The 18,839-nt window shown below is 54.5% G+C and carries 15 protein-coding genes and 1 tRNA gene; 7 read left to right on the forward strand and 9 right to left on the reverse strand.

The annotated features are described in order from the left end of the window. Positions 1–44: 44 nt before the first annotated feature. Complete coding sequence (gene recJ, locus KV190_RS00595) at positions 45–2,309, forward strand: single-stranded-DNA-specific exonuclease RecJ (protein WP_460194114.1); 2,265 nt, start codon at positions 45–47, stop codon at positions 2,307–2,309. Positions 2,310–2,329: 20 nt separating this feature from the next. On the opposite strand, the gene psb30 is transcribed toward recJ, so the two are convergent. Next, positions 2,330–2,470 (reverse strand): photosystem II reaction center protein Ycf12/Psb30, encoded by a 141-nt coding sequence (gene psb30 / locus KV190_RS00600; protein WP_011057084.1) that lies wholly within the window; start codon positions 2,468–2,470, stop codon positions 2,330–2,332. 153 nt (positions 2,471–2,623) lie between these two features. Between psb30 and larE the strand changes: the two genes are divergently transcribed. Next, complete coding sequence (gene larE, locus KV190_RS00605) at positions 2,624–3,436, forward strand: ATP-dependent sacrificial sulfur transferase LarE (RefSeq protein ID WP_460194115.1); 813 nt, start codon at positions 2,624–2,626, stop codon at positions 3,434–3,436. On the opposite strand, the gene KV190_RS00610 is transcribed toward larE, so the two are convergent. Both KV190_RS00610 and KV190_RS00615 read right to left on the reverse strand, forming a co-directional pair. Beyond that, complete coding sequence (locus KV190_RS00610) at positions 3,408–4,901, reverse strand: helicase C-terminal domain-containing protein (protein ID WP_460194116.1); 1,494 nt, start codon at positions 4,899–4,901, stop codon at positions 3,408–3,410. The genes larE and KV190_RS00610 overlap by 29 nt on opposite strands. Positions 4,902–4,921: 20 nt before the next feature. Then, positions 4,922–6,415, reverse strand: a complete 1,494-nt coding sequence (locus KV190_RS00615; RefSeq protein WP_460194117.1) for a UDP-N-acetylmuramoyl-L-alanyl-D-glutamate--2,6-diaminopimelate ligase — start codon at positions 6,413–6,415, stop codon at positions 4,922–4,924. Positions 6,416–6,762: 347 nt separating this feature from the next. Here KV190_RS00615 and KV190_RS00620 point away from each other — a divergent pair, with 347 nt between their 5' ends. The 3 genes from KV190_RS00620 (at position 6,763) to KV190_RS00630 (ending at position 9,706) form a co-directional block, all read left to right on the forward strand. Continuing rightward, complete coding sequence (locus tag KV190_RS00620) at positions 6,763–7,068, forward strand: hypothetical protein (RefSeq protein ID WP_460194119.1); 306 nt, start codon at positions 6,763–6,765, stop codon at positions 7,066–7,068. A 38-nt stretch (positions 7,069–7,106) separates the two neighbouring features. Next, positions 7,107–8,987 carry a glutamine--fructose-6-phosphate transaminase (isomerizing) gene (gene glmS / locus KV190_RS00625; RefSeq protein ID WP_460194120.1) on the forward strand — a complete coding sequence of 627 codons (1,881 nt, stop codon included), beginning with the start codon at positions 7,107–7,109 and terminating at the stop codon, positions 8,985–8,987. Between the two features lie 140 nt (positions 8,988–9,127). Continuing rightward, positions 9,128–9,706, forward strand: coding sequence for a lysozyme inhibitor LprI family protein (locus KV190_RS00630; protein WP_460194121.1), 579 nt, complete (start codon positions 9,128–9,130; stop codon positions 9,704–9,706). 92 nt (positions 9,707–9,798) lie between these two features. Here the strand turns inward: KV190_RS00630 and KV190_RS00635 are convergent, their stop codons facing one another. Both KV190_RS00635 and KV190_RS00640 read right to left on the reverse strand, forming a co-directional pair. Continuing rightward, on the reverse strand, positions 9,799–10,125 hold the full coding sequence (locus KV190_RS00635) for a 2Fe-2S iron-sulfur cluster-binding protein (protein WP_149819700.1): 327 nt from the start codon (positions 10,123–10,125) through the stop codon (positions 9,799–9,801). A 208-nt stretch (positions 10,126–10,333) separates the two neighbouring features. After that, entirely contained in the window at positions 10,334–11,074 is a 741-nt protein-coding gene (locus tag KV190_RS00640) for an FHA domain-containing protein (protein WP_460194122.1), read from the reverse strand. 316 nt (positions 11,075–11,390) lie between these two features. Here KV190_RS00640 and KV190_RS00645 point away from each other — a divergent pair, with 316 nt between their 5' ends. Then, positions 11,391–11,528, forward strand: coding sequence for a hypothetical protein (locus KV190_RS00645; RefSeq protein ID WP_024125599.1), 138 nt, complete (start codon positions 11,391–11,393; stop codon positions 11,526–11,528). Here KV190_RS00645 and KV190_RS00650 read toward each other — a convergent pair. Then, positions 11,525–14,287 carry an AAA family ATPase gene (locus KV190_RS00650; protein WP_460194123.1) on the reverse strand — a complete coding sequence of 921 codons (2,763 nt, stop codon included), beginning with the start codon at positions 14,285–14,287 and terminating at the stop codon, positions 11,525–11,527. The genes KV190_RS00645 and KV190_RS00650 overlap by 4 nt on opposite strands. A 321-nt stretch (positions 14,288–14,608) precedes the next feature. On the opposite strand from KV190_RS00650, the gene KV190_RS00655 reads away from it, so the two are divergent. After that, complete coding sequence (locus tag KV190_RS00655) at positions 14,609–14,968, forward strand: hypothetical protein (RefSeq protein WP_460194124.1); 360 nt, start codon at positions 14,609–14,611, stop codon at positions 14,966–14,968. Positions 14,969–14,979: 11 nt separating this feature from the next. Here the strand turns inward: KV190_RS00655 and menD are convergent, their stop codons facing one another. From menD to ftsH3, 3 genes are all read right to left on the reverse strand, one after another. Beyond that, the gene (gene menD / locus KV190_RS00660; protein ID WP_460194125.1) at positions 14,980–16,668 is read right to left on the reverse strand and encodes a 2-succinyl-5-enolpyruvyl-6-hydroxy-3-cyclohexene-1-carboxylic-acid synthase; all 1,689 of its coding nucleotides are present in this window, start codon (positions 16,666–16,668) and stop codon (positions 14,980–14,982) included. Positions 16,669–16,830: 162 nt separating this feature from the next. Next, a tRNA-Gly gene (locus tag KV190_RS00665) sits at positions 16,831–16,901 on the reverse strand. 55 nt (positions 16,902–16,956) lie between these two features. Continuing rightward, positions 16,957–18,795: an ATP-dependent zinc metalloprotease FtsH3 gene (gene ftsH3 / locus KV190_RS00670; RefSeq protein WP_460194126.1), complete on the reverse strand. Its 1,839-nt coding sequence runs from the start codon at positions 18,793–18,795 to the stop codon at positions 16,957–16,959. Positions 18,796–18,839: the final 44 nt, after the last annotated feature.

The following is an 18,839-nucleotide window of genomic DNA, read 5'->3' on the forward strand; positions in this document are numbered from 1 at the left end:
TTAGCATTGGGGTTATTGGCCTGCCTATCTCCCCCCTCCGCATTATGGGTGCTCTTCCCCAGCAACGTTGGCTCTTTCCTCCAATTGATCTAGAGTCTTGTGACGCCTTGAGGCAGGCCTTGGGTTGCCCCTCAGCGCTAGCGGAAATTTATCTGCGGCGGGGTCTGACAACTCCTACAGCCGTCCGGGCGTTTCTTGAACCCGAAACCCTAGAGCTACCGCCTCCGAACACAGTCTTTCCTGACCTTGATTTAGCAGTGGAATTGCTGCAACAGGCGATCGCCCACGGTGACAAAATGACCATTTGTGGCGATTACGATGCCGATGGCATGACCAGCACGGCTCTTCTATTGCGTGCTTTGCGTCATCTAGGCGCCGATATTGACTATGAAATTCCCTCGCGGATGCAGGAAGGCTACGGCATCAATGAGCGAATTGTGCAGGAGTGCTACGACCGGGGTGTCAAACTCATTCTCACGGTGGACAACGGCATTGCTGCCCTGCAACCCATTCTCAAGGCACGGGAACTGGGACTGACGGTGATTGTGACTGACCACCATGATGTGCCGCCGCAACTGCCCCCTGCCGATGCCATTCTCAATCCCAAACTGGTGCCCCCGACCTCTCCTTACCATAGCCTTGCAGGGGTGGGGATGGCCTATACCCTTGCGCTGTCCCTAGCGCAGCGACTGGGCAACTGGCGGGAACTGGTGCGGCCTTTGCGGGAGCTGTGTACCCTTGGCACGATTGCCGATCTGGCGCCCTTAACGGGGGTGAATCGCCGCTGGGTCAAACAAGGGTTGCAAACGATTCCCACGTCTCCCCTAGTGGGGGTGCAAGCGCTGATGCAGATGGCCGGTTGTTTGCCAGCCCAGAATACCGCCCTCAAGCCCACAGCGGTGGGGTTTCGCCTAGGACCGCGCATCAATGCCATTGGCCGCATTGGCGATCCCCAAGTCGTGATTGACCTGCTGACCACCGAGGATCCGCAGCGTGCTCTGGAACTGGCCACCCTCTGTGAGGAGACGAACCGCCGCCGTCAGGAACTCTGTGCTGAGATTGAGAGACAGGCGATCGCCCACCTTGAAGAGACGGGCTTTGATCCCCAACAGGAGTGGGTATTAGTGATCGTCCAGCCCGACTGGCACCATGGGGTCATTGGCATTGTTGCCTCTCGCCTTGTGGAGCGCTACGGCGTACCAGTGTTTATTGGCACCTATGAGGATGAGACGACCATTCGCGGCTCCATTCGCAGTATTCCCGAATTCCATGTCTTTGAGGCCCTTGAGGCCACCAAGGATCTGCTCTTGAAATATGGCGGTCATAGGGCGGCCGGGGGGTTTAGCCTACGGGCAGAGCATTTAGCCGCTTGGCGCGATCGCCTGCGAGCCTTTGCCCAAACCTGTCTCAAACCAGAGGATCTGCGTCCCCTTGTTACCCTTGATGCCGAAGTCTCCTTTGAGCAACTGACGTGGGACTTTTACGCCCAAGTGGAGCAACTGCAACCCTTTGGCAGTGAGAATCCGCAGCCGATTTTCTGTAGTCGCGGGGTCAAAATTCTCGAACAAGTGCCCATGGGTCAGCAGGGGGAACATATGAAACTCACCCTAGAGCAGAATGGGCAGCAGATGACCGCTAAGGCTTGGCGCTGGGGACAATTTTTTCCGTTGCCGACCAGGGTCGATATTGCCTATCACCTCACAGCCCACACTTGGAACGGCGAAACCCAGTTGGAACTCGAACTCAAGGGCGTCAAGCCCTCACTGGCGTGGCACGTCCCTGATCCACCCAGTCACCCGATTCCCCATTGGCAACCCCTACCGCCTTTGACAACGCTCCTACCGCAGTTGCGCAACAATGTTTTGCTCTATGGCTATGGCCGCCCTGAGGTACCCCCGAACTTAACCACCGCAGCCATTCACTACGATCGCCCCCGCGATCGCTGTCGCACGCTCATTCTCTGGTCACTGCCGCCCTCGTCCACCCATTTGCGTTGGCTATTGGCCATTGCCCAGCCAGAAATCGTCTATGTAGGATACCAACGACCGGCGATCGCCCCCCTGACGACCCTCATCCTCTCAATTCAAAATGACCTCAAAGAACAGACTAAGGTGAATCTTTTAGCCTTGAGTCAAACCTATTGGATTGCCCCCTGTACGCTTGTAGCGATCCTGCGCCATCTGGGCTATGGCTGTGAAGAATTTGCCCCCACCCTGAGCATTACCGCAGAACTGGCACGATTGCAACGCTGGTATCAACTGCAAGCCAAGGATTTGGCACGGCTTGCCCAAACGTGGGGGACTTCCTAAGTCTTGAATAAAGAAATAGCCTACAAATTGCCGCGACGCACCGCCAACAGGAAAATAATCATCGGCCCTGCAATGCCAATCATGGCAATCATGGTCAGTTGAGCAATGACTTCAAAGTTGATATTGCTAAGAAACTCAATAATGCCATTGAAAATTCCCATAGGTTCTCCCGAGCAATCAGCGGTTATCAGTTCGTGATTTTATTTTAGAGCAGGGGGGAGCACTCGCAGCATTTGCTTAATGGGGGCTTGAGCTTACTGCTTCTATCCCTAAGCTAAACTGTAGGAGCAGAATTCTCGGAACATTGGTCGGTGATGGGCGTGGACAAACTAGCGGCCTTACGCGATCTCATTGGCGAACTCGATCAAGCCTTGATTGCCTACTCTGGTGGTATTGATAGTACCCTCGTGGCCAAAGTTGCTCAGGACGTCTTGGGCGATCGCGCTGTGGCGGTCACGGCGGTGTCCCCCTCCCTATTTCCAGCAGATCTAGAAGATGCCCGCATTCAGGCGGCGGCCATTGGCATTCGCCATGAACTGATTGAAACCCATGAACTGGAGAACCCCAACTACGCCACCAACCCCGTCAATCGCTGCTACTTTTGCAAGAGTGAACTCCACGATCGCCTGCGGGAATTGGCACAGGCGTGGGGCTATGACTACATTCTTGATGGTGTCAATGCCGATGATCTCCAAGACTATCGCCCCGGCATTGTTGCCGCCAAAGAGCGGGGGGTGCGATCGCCCCTTGCCGAGGTGGGGATTAGTAAACTCGAGGTGCGAGAAATTGCCAAATCCCTAGGGCTGCCGTGGTGGAATAAACCCGCCCAACCCTGCCTCAGTTCGCGCTTTCCCTACGGTGAAGAAATTACCCTCGCCAAGCTGCAACGGGTGGGCAATGCCGAATACTACCTGCGCAAGCAGGGCTGGGAACTGTGCCGCGTCCGCAGTCATGGCGATACGGCTCGCATTGAGGTGCCCCAAGAGCAGATTGCTGACTTTGTGACAATGACGGATCTCGAGAAGCTCGTGAACCACTTTCAGTCCCTTGGCTTTACCTATGTCACCTTGGATCTTGAGGGCTTTCGCAGTGGCAAACTCAACGCGGTGATTGGGCGCGATCGCTAACGCGGTTGTAGGGACTCAGACTCTGGAGAATTTCCCGGCCATAGCTGCGCTCCGTAAGCCGCCGATCCAAAATCGCCACCAGCGTGTCATCCTGACGCACCGGCGCAAGGGCACGATCCAGCACCGTCAAGCACTCTGGCAAGAGATACTGGCGAAACCAATCCTGTTTTTGCTGCTTGTGCCATTCAATGCGGGCACTCACCACCGCTTTTTCCGGCGAGGGCAAGGGCAGTGTGGTCAAGATGAATAGCGCCGGGCAGGGCAACTGCGCCCCATGACGCAGCCAAAAGGTCTCCCCCGTCACTAAAATCGTGTTCGTCTCAAGGGTCGTCGTCTCCACCTGTACCCGTGAACCGTAGAGGGCAGCCAATTGGGTGGCCAACTGTTCCCGCAGCGGCACATCACTAACGAGGATCACCGCCCGCCGATGGCCAATCGTGCCAATGAGATCGTAGAGACGGCGCAAAACCGCTGGCGCAAATTCTGGGGTATTGGGGAGAGGTAAGTCTTCGGCAATTGAGAGGGTAATCGCTTCACTGTGGCGATCGCTAGCAAATTTAATCGTCGTTTGGGGCGGAATCCCTAGTTCCTGCTGCACATAGGCTAGAGGGGAGTCCGTATCGGGTCCGCTGCCGATAAGGACAAAAGGCGCCTGTGACCAAAGATCCTCAAAATAGGCGCGGAAACTGAGGGGGTGTCCTTGGAGGCTGAAGTAACCCACCGTGGGGTGGCGCCGTCCCCAAATCACCGTGTCACTGCGGTTGAGGTAGTCCCGCAATTGCGACCATTGGGTAGGTAGTGCCTGCGGCCATTGATGGAGCAGCTCAAGGAGCGGTTGCTGTTCTGTAGGGGTGAGCAGATAGTCGCCATAGGGATTCTGAGGTCGCTGAAAGAGGTGCTGCACCAACTGGGCATAGACTTGGCGAATGGCACCAACGGCACTGGGAATCGCGAGTTTCAAGTGCTCCCAATCGCTGGTGGTAATTGTGCAGGTCATCTGCTGCTGGGCAATTTGGGGCAAGGCTTCAATGCCATCAATGATCGTGACGACATTGGGATGGGCGGTGGCGTGGCGACACCAGTCCTCGAGGCTCATTACGAGCACCCCCTCAAAGGCGGGCTGCGGGTACTGGCTATGCTGAATCGGTTTCGTCACCGCAAGGAAGGTGAGCAGTTCAGGAATTTCTTGGTGCAGTAGTCGTGTCAGCCGCTCTTGGGGAACGACGAGCAGAGCAGGTTCAGGATACAACAGCAGCGGCAACAGATAACTCAGGCCATAGCGATGGTGCAACACCGCCCGTTGGCTAACCTGAAGTAAACACCCCCGCTGCAGCCGCAGGGCACGGGCAACCAACCGCGCCAAGGTGAGATGGTGAGGCCACCGGCGATCGCCACTGCTGCGTAAAAATGCCCGTAATTGGCGGTGAACCTCTGCCTCAATCACAATCTGCTCGCTATGGAACAACGATCCCCTATTGTGGCACGTTAGCCTTGATTCAGTTGTTGTTTGCGTCGCTGTTCGAGGGCAGTACGGGCTTCCTCGCGATCGTCGAAGTGAACTTTTTCAGTCCCGAGAATTTGGTAGTCCTCATGGCCTTTACCGGCAATGATCACGCCATCACCCGGCGCTGCGCTCAGAATTGCTTGCAGAATCGCTTGGCGGCGATCGGCCTCAACGATCAGCGGCGTTTGCGGTGGGATACCGGCAAGGATGTCATCAAGAATGCGGCGGGGATCCTCGGTGCGCGGGTTATCGGATGTCACCACCACTTGATCCGCAAGGCGGGCGGCAATGGCTCCCATTTGGGGACGCTTGCTACGATCGCGATCGCCGCCACAGCCAAAGACACAGATCAGCTTACCGGGAACAAAGGGACGGGCAGCTTTTAACAAGTTCTCAAGGCTATCGGGGGTATGGGCATAATCCACAAGAACCGTAATCTCTTGGTCTGGGCTAATGCGCACCTGCTCCATCCGCCCCGGCACCCCCGCAAAGTCACGAATGGCCTTGAGCATTGATTCTAGGGGGAGTCCCACCGCTGCCCCCATGGCGATCGCTGCCAGCACATTGGCCACATTAAACTGTCCCACCAAGGGGGAGTCTAGAGTGCCGCTACCGATAGGGGTATGAACCGTGCCCGTCACGCCATTGACGCGATAGTTGAGATGCTCAGCCCGAAAATCAGCATCTTCGCTTAGGCCATAGGTCCAGTAGCGATCGCGCGGCAACTGTTGAGCCAGTCGCTGGCCAAAGGGATCATCGCCATTGAGAATTGCCCGACCCTTGAGATAGTCAGCAGTAAAGAGCTTGGCCTTAGCGGCAAAGTAGTCCTCCAGATCGCGGTGATAATCGAGATGATCTTGGGTCAAGTTGGTAAAAGCCGCCACCTCAAACTGACAGCCCCACACCCGATCCTGCGCCAAGGCATGGGAACTCACCTCCATCACCCCAAACCGACAGCCCGCCGCCACTGCTGCCGCCAATTGTTCCTGAAGGGTGACCGCGAAGGGCGTCGTATGACTAGCAATCTCACAGTGTCCCGGCCAGCGACTGTAGAGCGTTCCCAAGAGTGCCGTTGGATAGCCCACGCTATTGAGGAGATGTTCCACCAAGTGGGTGGTGGTTGTTTTGCCATTGGTACCCGTAACCCCTAGTAGGCTGAGATGTTGGCTGGGGTAATGATAAAAAGCAGCCGCGAGCCGACCACAGGCACGCTCAATATCGGGCACTACAATCACACAGGCATCTCCCTCAGGGGGTTTGGCTTGCGGAGACACCACTGCCGCGATCGCCCCTGCTGCCAAGGCACTCGGCCAAAAATTGCCCCCGTCCACCCGTGTGCCGGGCATACCAATAAACAACGAGCCACGCTGACACTCCCAAGAATTCGTACTCAGGGACTTCACCTCTTGATCGAGGGCAGGATGCTCAAAACTCGGCGTAATCGCTGCCGCTGTCAGGAGTTCCCGTAGGTTCATGGCTGTCCATCTCCAGTGATAGGCCGTTTAGGGTATTGTGGCACTACGGCACTCGCCGGTGAAAGATACGGAAATAAACGACCCCACTGTAGGGATGAGGAATTCTGCGAGAGGAGATGAAGCCTAGGCACGTACCAGTTTGTGAAGTGTCTTGAGTTGCACTGAAAGCGCATGGACCCTAGCGGATTGGCGTAATTGCTCAACACAGCAGGTGACGGGAGTTACAGGCTGTCCCTCTGGCATCCTGTGACAATTTTTGCCCAAAGCTTGCCTTTTGTTAAAATTCCGATAATCTAGTTCATAAAAATCCAAATAACAAGATGTCATCAAGGTGTGGGTGTTGGGTGATGAGTGAGTGGCACAAAGTAGAGTGGAACATGGATGATCAAGAATGGCACGCGATCGCCAATTCTCGCCGCCAGATTGAAACCTCTTGGCACAGGACAGTTCACCGCGTTCAGGTTCCCGCCAGAACCGCCTCGAAACCCTTAGACGCGATCGCCATGCCAGCAGTTTCCCATCCGCGTTCGATTCAACCCATTGGCATTCAACCGTGGCAAGCCGAATTCACCAAAGAACGCTTTGCCTCCCGTTCGCGACTTTCCCTCAAACGGTCACAGGTGGAACTGCCGCAATTTGCCAGCCGTCGTTAGAGCACTCCCAATTTCTCTCAGATTACGAGGTCTAAATTATGTGTGGCATTGTTGGTTATATTGGCCCACAGCGAGCGGCACAAGTCCTGCTTCAGGGGCTGCAAAAGCTGGAATATCGGGGCTATGATTCCGCTGGCATTGCCACACTCAATGAGGGCGAACTCCTCTGTGTGCGCGCCAAGGGCAAACTCCACAACTTAGCCGAAAAAGTTGAACAGCTTGATATTGTTGCCCATGTTGGCATTGGTCACACCCGTTGGGCGACCCACGGTAAACCAGAGGAGCACAATGCCCACCCCCATCGTGACAGTCGCGATCGCCTAGCCGTGGTGCAAAATGGCATCATTGAAAACTACCGTGAACTGCGCGAGCAACTCCAGGCGCGGGGGCACATGTTCCGCTCCGAGACCGATACAGAAGTTATCCCCCACTTGATTGCCGAAGCGTTGCCTGAGACTCCCACCGCCAATGGCCTCCTAGAAGCGGTGCGCCAAGCCGTCCATCAATTGGAAGGCGCGTTTGCGATCGCCGTTATCTGTGCGGATTATCCCGATGAATTGATCGTGGCTCGGCAGCAAGCTCCTCTTGTGATTGGTTTTGGCCAAGGGGAATTCTTCTGCGCCTCGGATACCCCAGCGATCATTCCCTATACTCGTGCTGTGTTGCCGCTGGAAAATGGCGAACTGGCTCGGCTGACGCCCACCGGGGTTGAAGTCTATGACTTTGCGGGACACCGCCTGCGCAAAACCCCCCGCACCCTCAACTGGAACCCCGTCATGGTGGAAAAGCAGGGCTTTAAGCACTACATGCTCAAGGAAATCTATGAGCAGCCGGGGGTGGTGCGCACCTGTTTAGAGGACTATTTGCGAGCTGATTGGGATGAGAACAGTTCCTTTAGTCCGGTGCAGTTGCACCTAGACCCCAGCCTCCTCGAAAATCTCCAGCACATTCAAATTGTTGCCTGTGGTACCAGTTGGCACGCCAGCCTCGTGGGCAAATATCTCCTCGAGCAGGTGGCTCAGATTCCCACCAGTGTGCAATATGCCTCAGAGTTTCGCTACGCGCCGCCACCCCTGCTGCCCAATACCCTGACTATTGGCGTCACCCAGTCTGGGGAAACAGCCGACACCCTTGCCGCCCTAGAGATGGAGCTAAAACGCCGCCAAGGACTTGAGGGCGCTCTCCAACCCCGTTTGCTGGGGATTACCAATCGCCCGGAAAGTAGTCTAGGGCATCTGGTGCCTCATATTATTGATACCCGTGCCGGCATTGAAATTGGTGTGGCCGCCACAAAAACATTTGTTGCCCAGTTGATGGCCTTCTATCTGCTGACCCTAGAGTTGGCATGGCAACGTCAGTCTTGCGATCGCTCCCGTTTAGCAGAACTAGTCACTGGCTTGCGGCAATTGCCTGCCCAGATGGAGCAAATCTTAGAGAGCCAAGAACGCTATATTGAAGCTCTCTCCCATGACTTTTCCGAAACCCAAGACTTTATCTTTTTGGGACGCGGCATCAACTTTCCCATTGCCCTCGAAGGCGCTCTCAAACTCAAGGAAATTAGCTATATCCATGCCGAGGGGTATCCTGCGGGTGAGATGAAACATGGCCCGATCGCCCTGCTCGATGCCAAAGTGCCGGTGGTGACGATCGCCATGCCCGGCAGTGTTTTTGAGAAAGTCCTCTCCAATGCCCAAGAAGCCCGTGCCCGCGATGCCCGCCTCATTGGTGTCACCCCCCTTGACGAGGCCGAAGCCCAGCACACCTTTGATAACCTCTTACCCGTGCCTGAGGTTGATGAGCTTCTCTCCCCCATCCTGACGGTGATGCCCCTGCAACTGTTGGCGTATCACATTGCTGCCCGTCGTGGTTTAGATGTGGATCAACCCCGCAACCTCGCCAAGTCAGTAACCGTTGAGTAGCCTTCAGATAAAGCCCTTTTCCCATCACGCTCCCTCAAAACTACGCAAGGGATTGTATCCCTATTGGAGAGAAGGGCTGTACCCATAGTTGACATATTCAGGTTTAAGTGTTAAAGATAAACTAAATTTCAACGATAGTAGTGCCTGAACAGATTTTTATGGGACTTCTCAAAATCCAGCTACAGTCTTTTTCACCATTTCCGAAGCTGTGTACCGCTTTATTTCTCTTAATTGGTTGTAGTAATGTTTTTGCGGCTGAACACTCGCTTGGGCAGTCATCAGTGGTAGCAGTTGACTCTTCAGAGAGGGATGAGCACAGTCTAACAATTGATCCTCCACCTCATACACTACAGTTGGCGCAAAACCAGTGCAGAAATGCAGTCACACAAGCCGAGCTGACTCAATGTGCAGCAGCAGACTTGCAAAAGTCTCAGCAAAGGCTGAATTCCCTCATCAATAAAATTTCTGCGAGATCGAGTGGCACCAATGCACAAGCGTTGCGCAGAATTCAAGCTGATTGGGAAAGAGTTGCTGTTCAGCATTGCCAGTGGGAAGTCAATCCTGCTCTTGGCGGTTCAGTACGGCCGATGCTCTATTATGAATGCCTGAACAAACAATACCTTGATCGAATTGAAGCATTGCGACTCAACCTCTGTGACTTTATGACAGGGGAATGCCCAGCAGCCTTGCAGTACAAGGATCGGCGGAGATGCCAGTAACTAATAAAAGACCACATAGAAAAACCTGTGGTCATGCTCTTATAAAGTACTTAAATTTTTGAGCGACAACGATGCGTCAGTTAACTCAAAGATTAAGTCAAATTTAATAGGTTATCTTCTTCGTGGGTTGAGATCACACAATCGGATGTGGGATAGGCCGCACACAGCAGCACAAATCCAGCATCCAACTCCTTGGGCTTCAAAAAAGAGTGATCCGACTGATCCACCGTGCCTTTGATGATCCGACCGGCACAGTTGACGCAGGCACCAGCGCGGCAGGAGTAGGGCAGAGCAATGCCTTGGGCTTCGGCAGCATCGAGAATGTACTCGTCGGCATGAACGCGAATGGTTTTATTCAGGCCTTTTGCTTCGTTAACCAGTGTGACATTATAAACTTTGCTATGATCCCGCTTTGTCATTCAAGTTCTCCTAAAACTTGCTTTTGAAATGCCTGTCTGTTTGTCCGCTTAACTCATGACTTTAGAGCGATCGCAACCCCACAGGCAGTTGTAGAACGCATTCCATCATTGATTTCATTTTAGCAAAGGGACTCAGGGGAACGACTGTTATACGGGATTGTTTATACTTTGAAACTATTTATCAAAGCGATGCAGGATCTGAGTTGAGCTAGTTGCGGTTTTGAGTGGCAGGTGGTGTACCCTGCGGTTGACTGGGGGAGAAGCCCGATCGCCAGACGGCTCCTACGATAATGGCAACAACCACAAGGGCGATCGCCCCTAGACCCACGAGGCTAGGTTTTGAGCCTTGGCTCTCTTTTTCATGGACAGTTTCTTTGTTGTTCCCCTGCGGCTCGCTGTCGCTGTCACTGGCCAAGGTATCTTTTGCGGGTTCGGCTTCAGGGTGCAACTGGGTGGCGCCGGCTGCCACCAATTCACGGTTCGGGGTTCGCCGCAGTTCGCCACTTAGCTCCATCCCCACAAGGGTTTCCTTGGCACCCCGCAGATCGGATTTAATGCTTTGGAAGGCAATGGATTGCAGATATTGGCTAAACTCGGTATCCGCCATTGAGAGCATGAGGTAGGAAGCCTTGGCTTTACGACCAAAGAGAATCACATCGCCGTGCTGCAATTCATGGCTACTAATGCGCTTGCCATTGACAAAGGTGCCGTTGGTGCTGGGCTTACCATTGGCATTGCCATCCACCAAACGATAGCGATAGCTGGTGGTACCGGGGACAGGCACCCGCAGGAGAATGGCGTGCTGGCGAGAAACCGTTTCAAAGTCAATCACAATGGCATTACTCTCATCCCGCCCAAGGGAGTAGGCCGCTGCCTCAAGGGCGATCGCCCGCCGGCCACCCACGGTATTCAAAATTAAGACGTGACGTTCCTGTTGCAGGCTATTCATTATCTCTATCCCCCGTGTTTCAACAGCCCTCAAGAAATCATCCCCTCTGCAAATCTGAGTACTGCCCGCCTTCAGCTTGAGTTAGGGCAGGAGCAACGTTACAAAACGTGACACTTCAACAAGTGGTCTAGGCTGTGTGCTTACTTCTACCTTTGCCTGTTTGACCTAGGGCTGCTGTGATATTGATCACATTTAAGAGGGTTTTTAGGGAGCGCCTCAAATCGTAACAAGTCGTTATCCTTAACCCCACTGCCAGAAAAGCAGCCTAAAATTAATTTGGTTACTGTGGATTCAATGGTGCTTGGAGTTTATTCCTATGGCCACGGATTTTAATCGCGGCATTATGAAGTTTGATGGTGCCGACAGCCCGGCGATGATCGCGATTTCTGCCGTTTTGATTCTTGGCTTTATTGCGGCACTCATTTGGTGGGCACTCCACACGGCCTACGCCTAAGGCAGCGATCGCTCCAGATGGATCGTGTGCTCGGTGAGGGCTTCAAAGGTTTCATCGTGGCTAATGACAAAGAGTTGATGAAAACTTCTGAGGTTGCTCAGGCTCTCGGCCAGTTGTTGGCGGCGCATTTGATCCATATTGGTGGTCGGCTCATCAAAAAAGGCAATGTCGGTGTTCACCAGTACCCGCAGTAGGGCGAGGCGCACCGCAAGGGCAGCACACATTTGCTCACCCCCGGAGAGGCTTTTGAAGGGTCGCCAGTAGCCTCCTTCGTTGACCTGAATCTCATAGTCCGATGTCCATTGGAGCGCCACATCAGGACGATTGAGGAGTTCGCGCAGTAGGCGATCGGCTTCGGCGGAGACCGTGTGTAAATAGGCTTCACTGACGTGGGGACCACTCTTTTTGAAAATGTCGCGAGCGGTCTCAATCAGATAGTGGTGTCTTTGGGCGGCCACAAGCTGCTGAAGGGTCTTTTCCTTTGCGGCGGCGACTTCATCAAGGTGCTTGAGGGTGGCAAGGCAGTTTTGGTACTGCTTTTCCTTTTCGGGAATGGCACCAAGGAGCCGTTGATACTCACGGTGTAGGCTCTCGTAGCGATCGCGCACGGCTTCCAGAGCCGCTAAATCCACCTCCTGCTGTTGGGCTTTATACGCTGCTTGGGCTTGGGCAAGGTCAGCTTGCAACTCATGGGCAGCTTGGGTCGCGGTTCTTAGGGCAGCTTCGTAGCTCTCTACTTGGGCGGCCTGCTGCTGGTGTTGGAGATAGGTATCATAGCTGGGACGTAGGCTAGCTAGTTCATCCCTAAGCTGTTGCCGCTGTTCCTCAAGGGTGGCATAGTGTTGGCGTTCCTCATAGAGAGGGGTGAGACGAGCTTGTAGGTTGGCCTGTTCGCTACCCAAACGCGCGTAGTCGGCTTCCAGTTGGGGGGCTGCTGCCTGCTGCTCCAGTAATAGTTGCTGCTGGGCATGGGGTTGACCAAGGTTGGCTCGTTCTTGGCGTAATTGTTGCAGGCGGCGTTCGAGATCAGGGAGTTCTTGACTGAGGGGTTCTAGGGGTTGCTGGCGATCGCCCAACTGCTTCAGCTCTGTTGCCAAACGGCTGCGTTCCTCCTCAAGGGCTTGGGCTTGCAAGAGGGATCGTTCTGCGGCGGCAGCACGGGCAATGTCAGTTTCTAACTGTTTTAACGTCTGGTTGAGGGCTGGAATCGCTGCGGGATCGGTGAGGGTTTGTCGCAGTGCCGTGAGTTGCTCCAAAAGCCAGTGATAGTTCTGCTGAAGCTGCTGAAGTGCTTCTAGCCCCTCTTGAATGGCGGTGGCCACGAGGGAAAATTGCTGTGCCGCCGTGAGGCTTGTCATGGCCGCTGTGACAAGGGGATTGGTTGCTGTAGCGTGGCTTTGAGCGGTATTGAGAATGGGATCAAGGGTGGCGGCAAAGGCATGGGCAGCGGTGGCATGGCTGAGTTGGGCTTGGAGTCGCTCCCGTTCTGCCTGTTTAGCACTCAAGGTGGCGGCCAAGGGACGCTGTTGCTCTAGGGCTTGCACCTGTTGAGCAATGTCCGCGAGGCGGGTTTGCAGCGTTGCCGCTTGTTGCTTGAGATGGCGCAGTTCCTGATCCGCCTGTTGGGCTTGCTGGTAGCGCGCCTCAAGGGGGGCAATTTCGGCATCGAGGGCGTCGGCGGCGGCAATTTGGGGTTCAAGGTCGGCGAGTTGGCTGGCAAGGGTGGCGATCGCTTGGCGCTGGCTTTCAATACTGGCTAATTGGGTGGCCAGCTTTTGTTGCTGCTGCTCTAGTTTGCGGATGTTCTGCTCAAGGGCGGCTCGTCCCCGCAGTTGCTGCTCGAGTTCTTGGTAGCGAGCCTCCTGCTGTCGATAGCGATCGTAGTCGGCTTGCAATTGCTGGCACTGGGCTTGACTTTCGCGGGCAGCGCTCAACTGCTGTTGGCGATCGCGACAGAGTTCCTCCTGCTGACGGAGTTGGGCTTCGAGGCGGTGGCAGGTTTGCTCAAGACGGTTTAGCGTTTCAACGGCAGCTTCGTATTGCTGTTTTTCAGCGGCCAAGGCCTGACATTGTTGTTGTAATTCCTCGCACTGCTGGCGATCGCGCTCTAGCTCCGCTGCCAAGGCTGTTGCCTGTTGTTCATATTGCGATCGCGTGGCCAGTTCCTGTTTTTGCACAGCCAACTGCCGCTCTAGGGACACCACCTGCTCTTGGGAAAAATTGACGAGGGCAAGGGCATTGTCAAAGGCTTGGCGATAATCACTCACCTGCAAAATTGGTTCAAAGACTTGTCGCCGCTGCGCTGGTGGCTTGAGAAAATCCGCCGTGATCATCCCTTGGGGAATGCCAATGATCTGCTCAAAGAGATCCCGCAGCGGAAAGGCACTGCGGATACCAAGGTGCTCCTGCAACCACACCTGCACATCTTCACGCAACGAAAGACCGAGGTCTCCCACTTGGGGGTCAAAAATCGTGTACCCTGTTTGCGTATTGCGCCGCACCACATAGGAGCGACCATCCACCGCTGAGATAAACTGCACCGTAGCTTCGGCACGTTTAGCGCCCTTGCGAATAATCGCCTTATTAAAGCCACTGCCATACCCCAACGTCGCATCAAAGAGAACCCAAGCAATGGCTTCAAAAAGACTGGTTTTGCCGGCACCATTCTCACCGCAAATGACGTTCACCCCCGGCAGAAACTCAAAGGTGCGATCCTGATGGGTTTTGAAGTTTTTTAGAGTGAGTCGCTGAATTTCCACTATATTTCTCCAAGAATGCCGCAGGCTTTTACAAAAATTTACTCGGGCTTAAGTCTTCTTGAAAAAGTGGCCATTGACCAATAACTTTTCTTAGGCTGGAGTTATAGTCATATCCCTGTTTCCAGAGTCAATATTAACCTATTGGCCAAGCTGCATTCAGCACTCTAGGCTCTTGAAACTGGGTAGCCTAAGGTTGGGGGAAGTGCGTACTTTTTCAAGCGTACCTCTAGTGCCGAGGGTTGATGATATTTCATACGACTATCTTCCCCAAAGGCAGTTGAGTTGACAACTACAGCATTCCACCGCGAGAGGATTTGACCCGTGGATTTATTACATAAGCAGATTCTGGTTCTGAGTAACAAAATTGATGCCCTGTACCAGATCGTTGAACAACTCAACCAAAAGGTTTCTAAGGCCTTAGAGGAAGGGCGGCTCAAACCGCTACCGGCAACTCCTGCTGAGCAAAATCCCCTGCCCAAACCTCGCCCTGTGGTGAGTACCCCAGAGCACAAGGATATTCTTGTGGATGATGACTATGGTCAGGCGCGTAACCTCAGTGGCGATCGCCCCCTGAGTCCAGAGATTCAAATTCAACGGCTCACGGCACAACTGACGGCGGCCTATAACCAGATTGCGGCCCTTGAGGAGCAGTTGCTGTCCCACCACAGCCACAGCCACTAAAGTCCCAGAAGTCAGCCCCCCAGATGGGCGAGTACCTGCTGTCGCCATTGGGCATTCCGCTGGCGATCGCTCCTAAATTCCAAAAGCCGTAGCTTTGGCCAAGGAGTCTGGCGAAGCTGTGCCGCGACATCAGCCCAATCTTTGAGACAGTGGTAGGGAATGCCGTAGGCGGCGGCAAGGCAACTAAAATCTACCTGCTGCGGTGTGGCAAAAAAGGCCTCAAAGGGCGGATCAAACTGGCGAATTGGCAGATGCTCAAAAATACCGCCCCCTTGGTTATTGATCAGCAGTACCGTCAGACACCCTTGAAACTGGGGCGTGATCAGCCAGCCATTGGTATCGTGCAAGCAGGCCAGATCTCCCGTGATCAAGAGGGTGGGCTGACCACGATGGGCAACCCCTAGGGCACTAGATAATGTGCCATCAATGCCGTTGGCACCCCGATTAAAGTAAAAGCGATGGGAGCGATCGCTTGCCCGCCAAACACTCTCAACATCCCGCACAGGCATACTACTGGCCACAAAAATAGCCGTTTGCGATGGCAACCACTGCGGCAGATGGTAAATCAGCTTGGCCTCACAGAACCAATCAATGGCCTCAAATGTTCGCTTCAATTGCTCATGTACTTGTTGATCGTGGTCTTGCCAATCCTTGAGGTAGGGGTTGGGGGGCAGGGGGTCGGGGGGGCAGTCCACCGCTTGGGGGGCGATCGCCACCGTTTGACAGCGGCCATGGATGGGATTGTTGTTATCGCCCGTGGGGTCAAGGCACCAGATCAGGGGATCGCAGGCACTCAGCCACTCCCGCAGGGCTTTACTGGTAGGCAGCGGTCCGAGTTGAATCACTGCTTCAGGACGCAAGGATTCCCGGAGGTGGGCATTTCGCAGCAGCAGATCGTAATGGTTAATGCCGTGGGGCAGTCCCCGCGCTGAGGAAAGGGCATCGGCAAGCACTGGCCACTGTAGAAACCGACTCAGGCGATCAATTGCGGCCGCTTCCACCAGAGGCTCCATCCCATGACTAGGCCCCGCAATAATCAACCCCCGCTGCATCTGTTGCCATGTTTGCCAAGGGAGAGCGGTGACAACGCGAGGCGGCACAAAGGGCTGCACCTGAGCAAAGAAGTTCTGTGGAAGTGCCCCATGAAAATTGGCCTCAGAGCGCAGGTCAAGGGGATCCCGTAAAGGAATATTCAAATGTACGGGCCCCGGATCTGGCCAAAGGGCAGTTTGCCAGCTATGGCAGAGCGTTTGCCGCAGGTAGGGCAGCAAGGGGAGTTCCGGCAGACTCAGTTCGCGATAGTGACGTACAGCATGGCCGTAGAGATGCACCTGATCAATGGCTTGCCCCGCTTGGCAAAAGCGCAATTCGGGGGGGCGATCGGCGGTCAGCACAATTAACGGTAAATGACTGAGGCTGGCTTCAATAATCGCGGGGTAGAAATTGGCAGCAGCAGTGCCTGAAGTGCAGACAAGGGCAACGGGGCGTCCCTGCTGTTGGACAAGGCCAAGAGCAAAAAAAGCTGCCGAGCGTTCGTCAAGAATCGGCAGAGCCTCAAGATGCGGATGGGCAGCAGCCGCGATCGCCAATGGTCCAGAACGTGATCCCGGCGAGAGAACAACTGTCCGCAGTCCCAAGCGATAGAGGGTTTCAAAGAGGACGCTCGCCCAGAGGACATTGAGATTTTCAGTGAGAATCATTCATCAATCCAGAAGCGCTATCCTAGCCGACGTGGCTGAGCCATAGGCCACCAACAGAATAGGGTGCTAAAACCAGTTTGAGCCTATTTTGAGAGTATGCAAGAGCATCCCAGAGTCTCTGCAATACCCGCAAATGCAGGTTCTTAAAGGAGTTGAGTCTTAAGCGGGCAGCGGGAATCGAACCCGCGTCTCTAGCTTGGAAGGCTAGGGTTTTACCATTAAACCATGCCCGCAGTCCCAAGGAATACTACATTAGCACGACCCTTGGGGCGATCGCAAAGGGCAATCTTAGGGAATCGTTGCCATCTTCACGTCGTTGCGATCCAAGATGCTTTGGAGTTCCTCAGCATCGATCGTTTCTTTTTCAATCAGCACTTGGGCAATTTGGTCAAGGACGTGGCGGTTGTTTACCAAGACCTCTTTGGCACGGCGATAGGCTTGCTCGACAAGGTTGCGCACTTCGTCATCAATGGTGGCAGCCGTTTCCTCGGAGAAGTCCCGTTCTGCCATAATATCGCGGCCAAGGAAGACATTCCCCGTTTGCCGTCCCAGAGCCACAGGTCCTAGGCGATCGCTCATGCCAAAGCGAGTCACCATTTGCCGCGCCACCCTTGCCACCTGTTGCAGGTCGTTTGAGGCACCCGTTGTCACCTCATCTTCGCCAAAGACAATTTCCTCGGCAATGCGACCCCCAAGGGCAACGGCCATTTGGTTTTGCAGGTAGGCACGGCTATAGAGACCCGAATCCATCTGATCTTCGTTGGGAGTAAACCAAGTCAGACCACCTGCCCGCCCGCGGGGAATGATGCTCACTTTTTGGACGGGATCGTAGTCGGGCATCAGGGCACCCACAAGGGCATGACCCGCCTCATGGTAGGCGACTAACTTCTTGCGGCGATCGCTCATGACACGGTCTTTTTTCTCAGGTCCAGCGAGGACGCGATCGATGGCATCGTTAATCTCATCCATGGAGATTTCAGTCAGGTTGCGGCGAGCTGCCAGAATGGCCGCTTCATTGAGCAGGTTCGAGAGATCCGCACCGGTAAAGCCGGGGGTACGGCGGGCAATTTTATCGAGATCCACATCCTTAGCGAGGGTTTTGCCACGGGCATGGACTTTGAGAATATCGAGGCGACCTTTGTAATCGGGACGATCCACGACCACTTGACGGTCAAAACGCCCCGGACGCAACAGCGCTGCATCCAAAACATCCGGACGGTTCGTTGCAGCAATAATAATGATGCCCGTATTCCCCTCAAAGCCATCCATTTCCGTCAGCAGTTGGTTGAGGGTTTGCTCCCGTTCGTCATTACCTCCCCCCAGACCAGCACCGCGCTGGCGACCGACAGCATCAATCTCATCAATGAAGACAATACAAGGGGCGTTGGCTTTGGCTTGTTCAAAGAGGTCGCGCACCCGTGAGGCACCCACCCCAACGAACATTTCCACAAACTCAGAACCGGAAATCGAGAAGAAGGGAACGCCTGCTTCACCAGCCACTGCCCGCGCAAGCAAGGTTTTACCCGTTCCCGGCGGCCCCACAAGGAGAACTCCCTTGGGAATTTTGGCGCCCACTTCGGTAAAGCGATCGGCGTACTTGAGGAATTCCACCACTTCACCCAGTTCTAGCTTGGCCTGATCAATCCCAGCCACATCATTAAAGGTCACTTGGGTTTGAGGTTCCATCTGTACCCGTGCCCGTGACTTGCCAAAGTTCATCGCTTGGTTGCCGGGACCTGCTTGGGCACGCCGCAGTAGGAAAAAGAGCAGTACCAACAGGCCAATGGGCACGAGCAAGCTGCTCAGGGCGCGGAACCAGAAGCCATCGTTGCTTTGGGGCAAGACAGCGATGTCCACATTGTTGGTCGTGAGAATGTCAAGGAGTTCAGGGTCATTGGGAAGATTGACGAGCACTCGTGTGCCATCTTGGGTGATGGCTTGAGCTTGGGAGCGGTCAGGGGTGATACTGACTTTGGTGATTTGCTTACTTTCGACCTGTTGGATGAACTCACTGTAGGGCCATGTTTGTTTGGTCGTGGGTTGGCGATCAAAGAAGGCAGTGGCCAAGGCCAGCACCACGATTGCAAGAAGAACGTATAGACCTGCGTTTCGCCATTGTTTATTCACCGATCGCCATCCTCCGCTAGGAAAAGTGAAAAGTCTTTACATAA

The organism is Thermosynechococcus sp. FA-CM-4201 (genome assembly GCF_054689355.1).

Bases quoted from the DNA above. Each gene is read 5' to 3' on its own strand.
- menD (WP_460194125.1), bottom strand. From the start codon at position 16,668: ATGATTCTCACTGAAAATCTCAATGTCCTCTGGGCGAGCGTCCTCTTT.
- glmS (WP_460194120.1), top strand. From the start codon at position 7,107: ATGTGTGGCATTGTTGGTTATATTGGCCCACAGCGAGCGGCACAAGTC.
- KV190_RS00640 (WP_460194122.1), bottom strand. From the start codon at position 11,074: ATGAATAGCCTGCAACAGGAACGTCACGTCTTAATTTTGAATACCGTG.
- recJ (WP_460194114.1), top strand. From the start codon at position 45: ATGGGTGCTCTTCCCCAGCAACGTTGGCTCTTTCCTCCAATTGATCTA.
- psb30 (WP_011057084.1), bottom strand. From the start codon at position 2,470: ATGGGAATTTTCAATGGCATTATTGAGTTTCTTAGCAATATCAACTTT.
- KV190_RS00645 (WP_024125599.1), top strand. From the start codon at position 11,391: ATGGCCACGGATTTTAATCGCGGCATTATGAAGTTTGATGGTGCCGAC.
- KV190_RS00635 (WP_149819700.1), bottom strand. From the start codon at position 10,125: ATGACAAAGCGGGATCATAGCAAAGTTTATAATGTCACACTGGTTAAC.
- larE (WP_460194115.1), top strand. From the start codon at position 2,624: ATGGGCGTGGACAAACTAGCGGCCTTACGCGATCTCATTGGCGAACTC.
- KV190_RS00615 (WP_460194117.1), bottom strand. From the start codon at position 6,415: ATGAACCTACGGGAACTCCTGACAGCGGCAGCGATTACGCCGAGTTTT.
- KV190_RS00620 (WP_460194119.1), top strand. From the start codon at position 6,763: ATGAGTGAGTGGCACAAAGTAGAGTGGAACATGGATGATCAAGAATGG.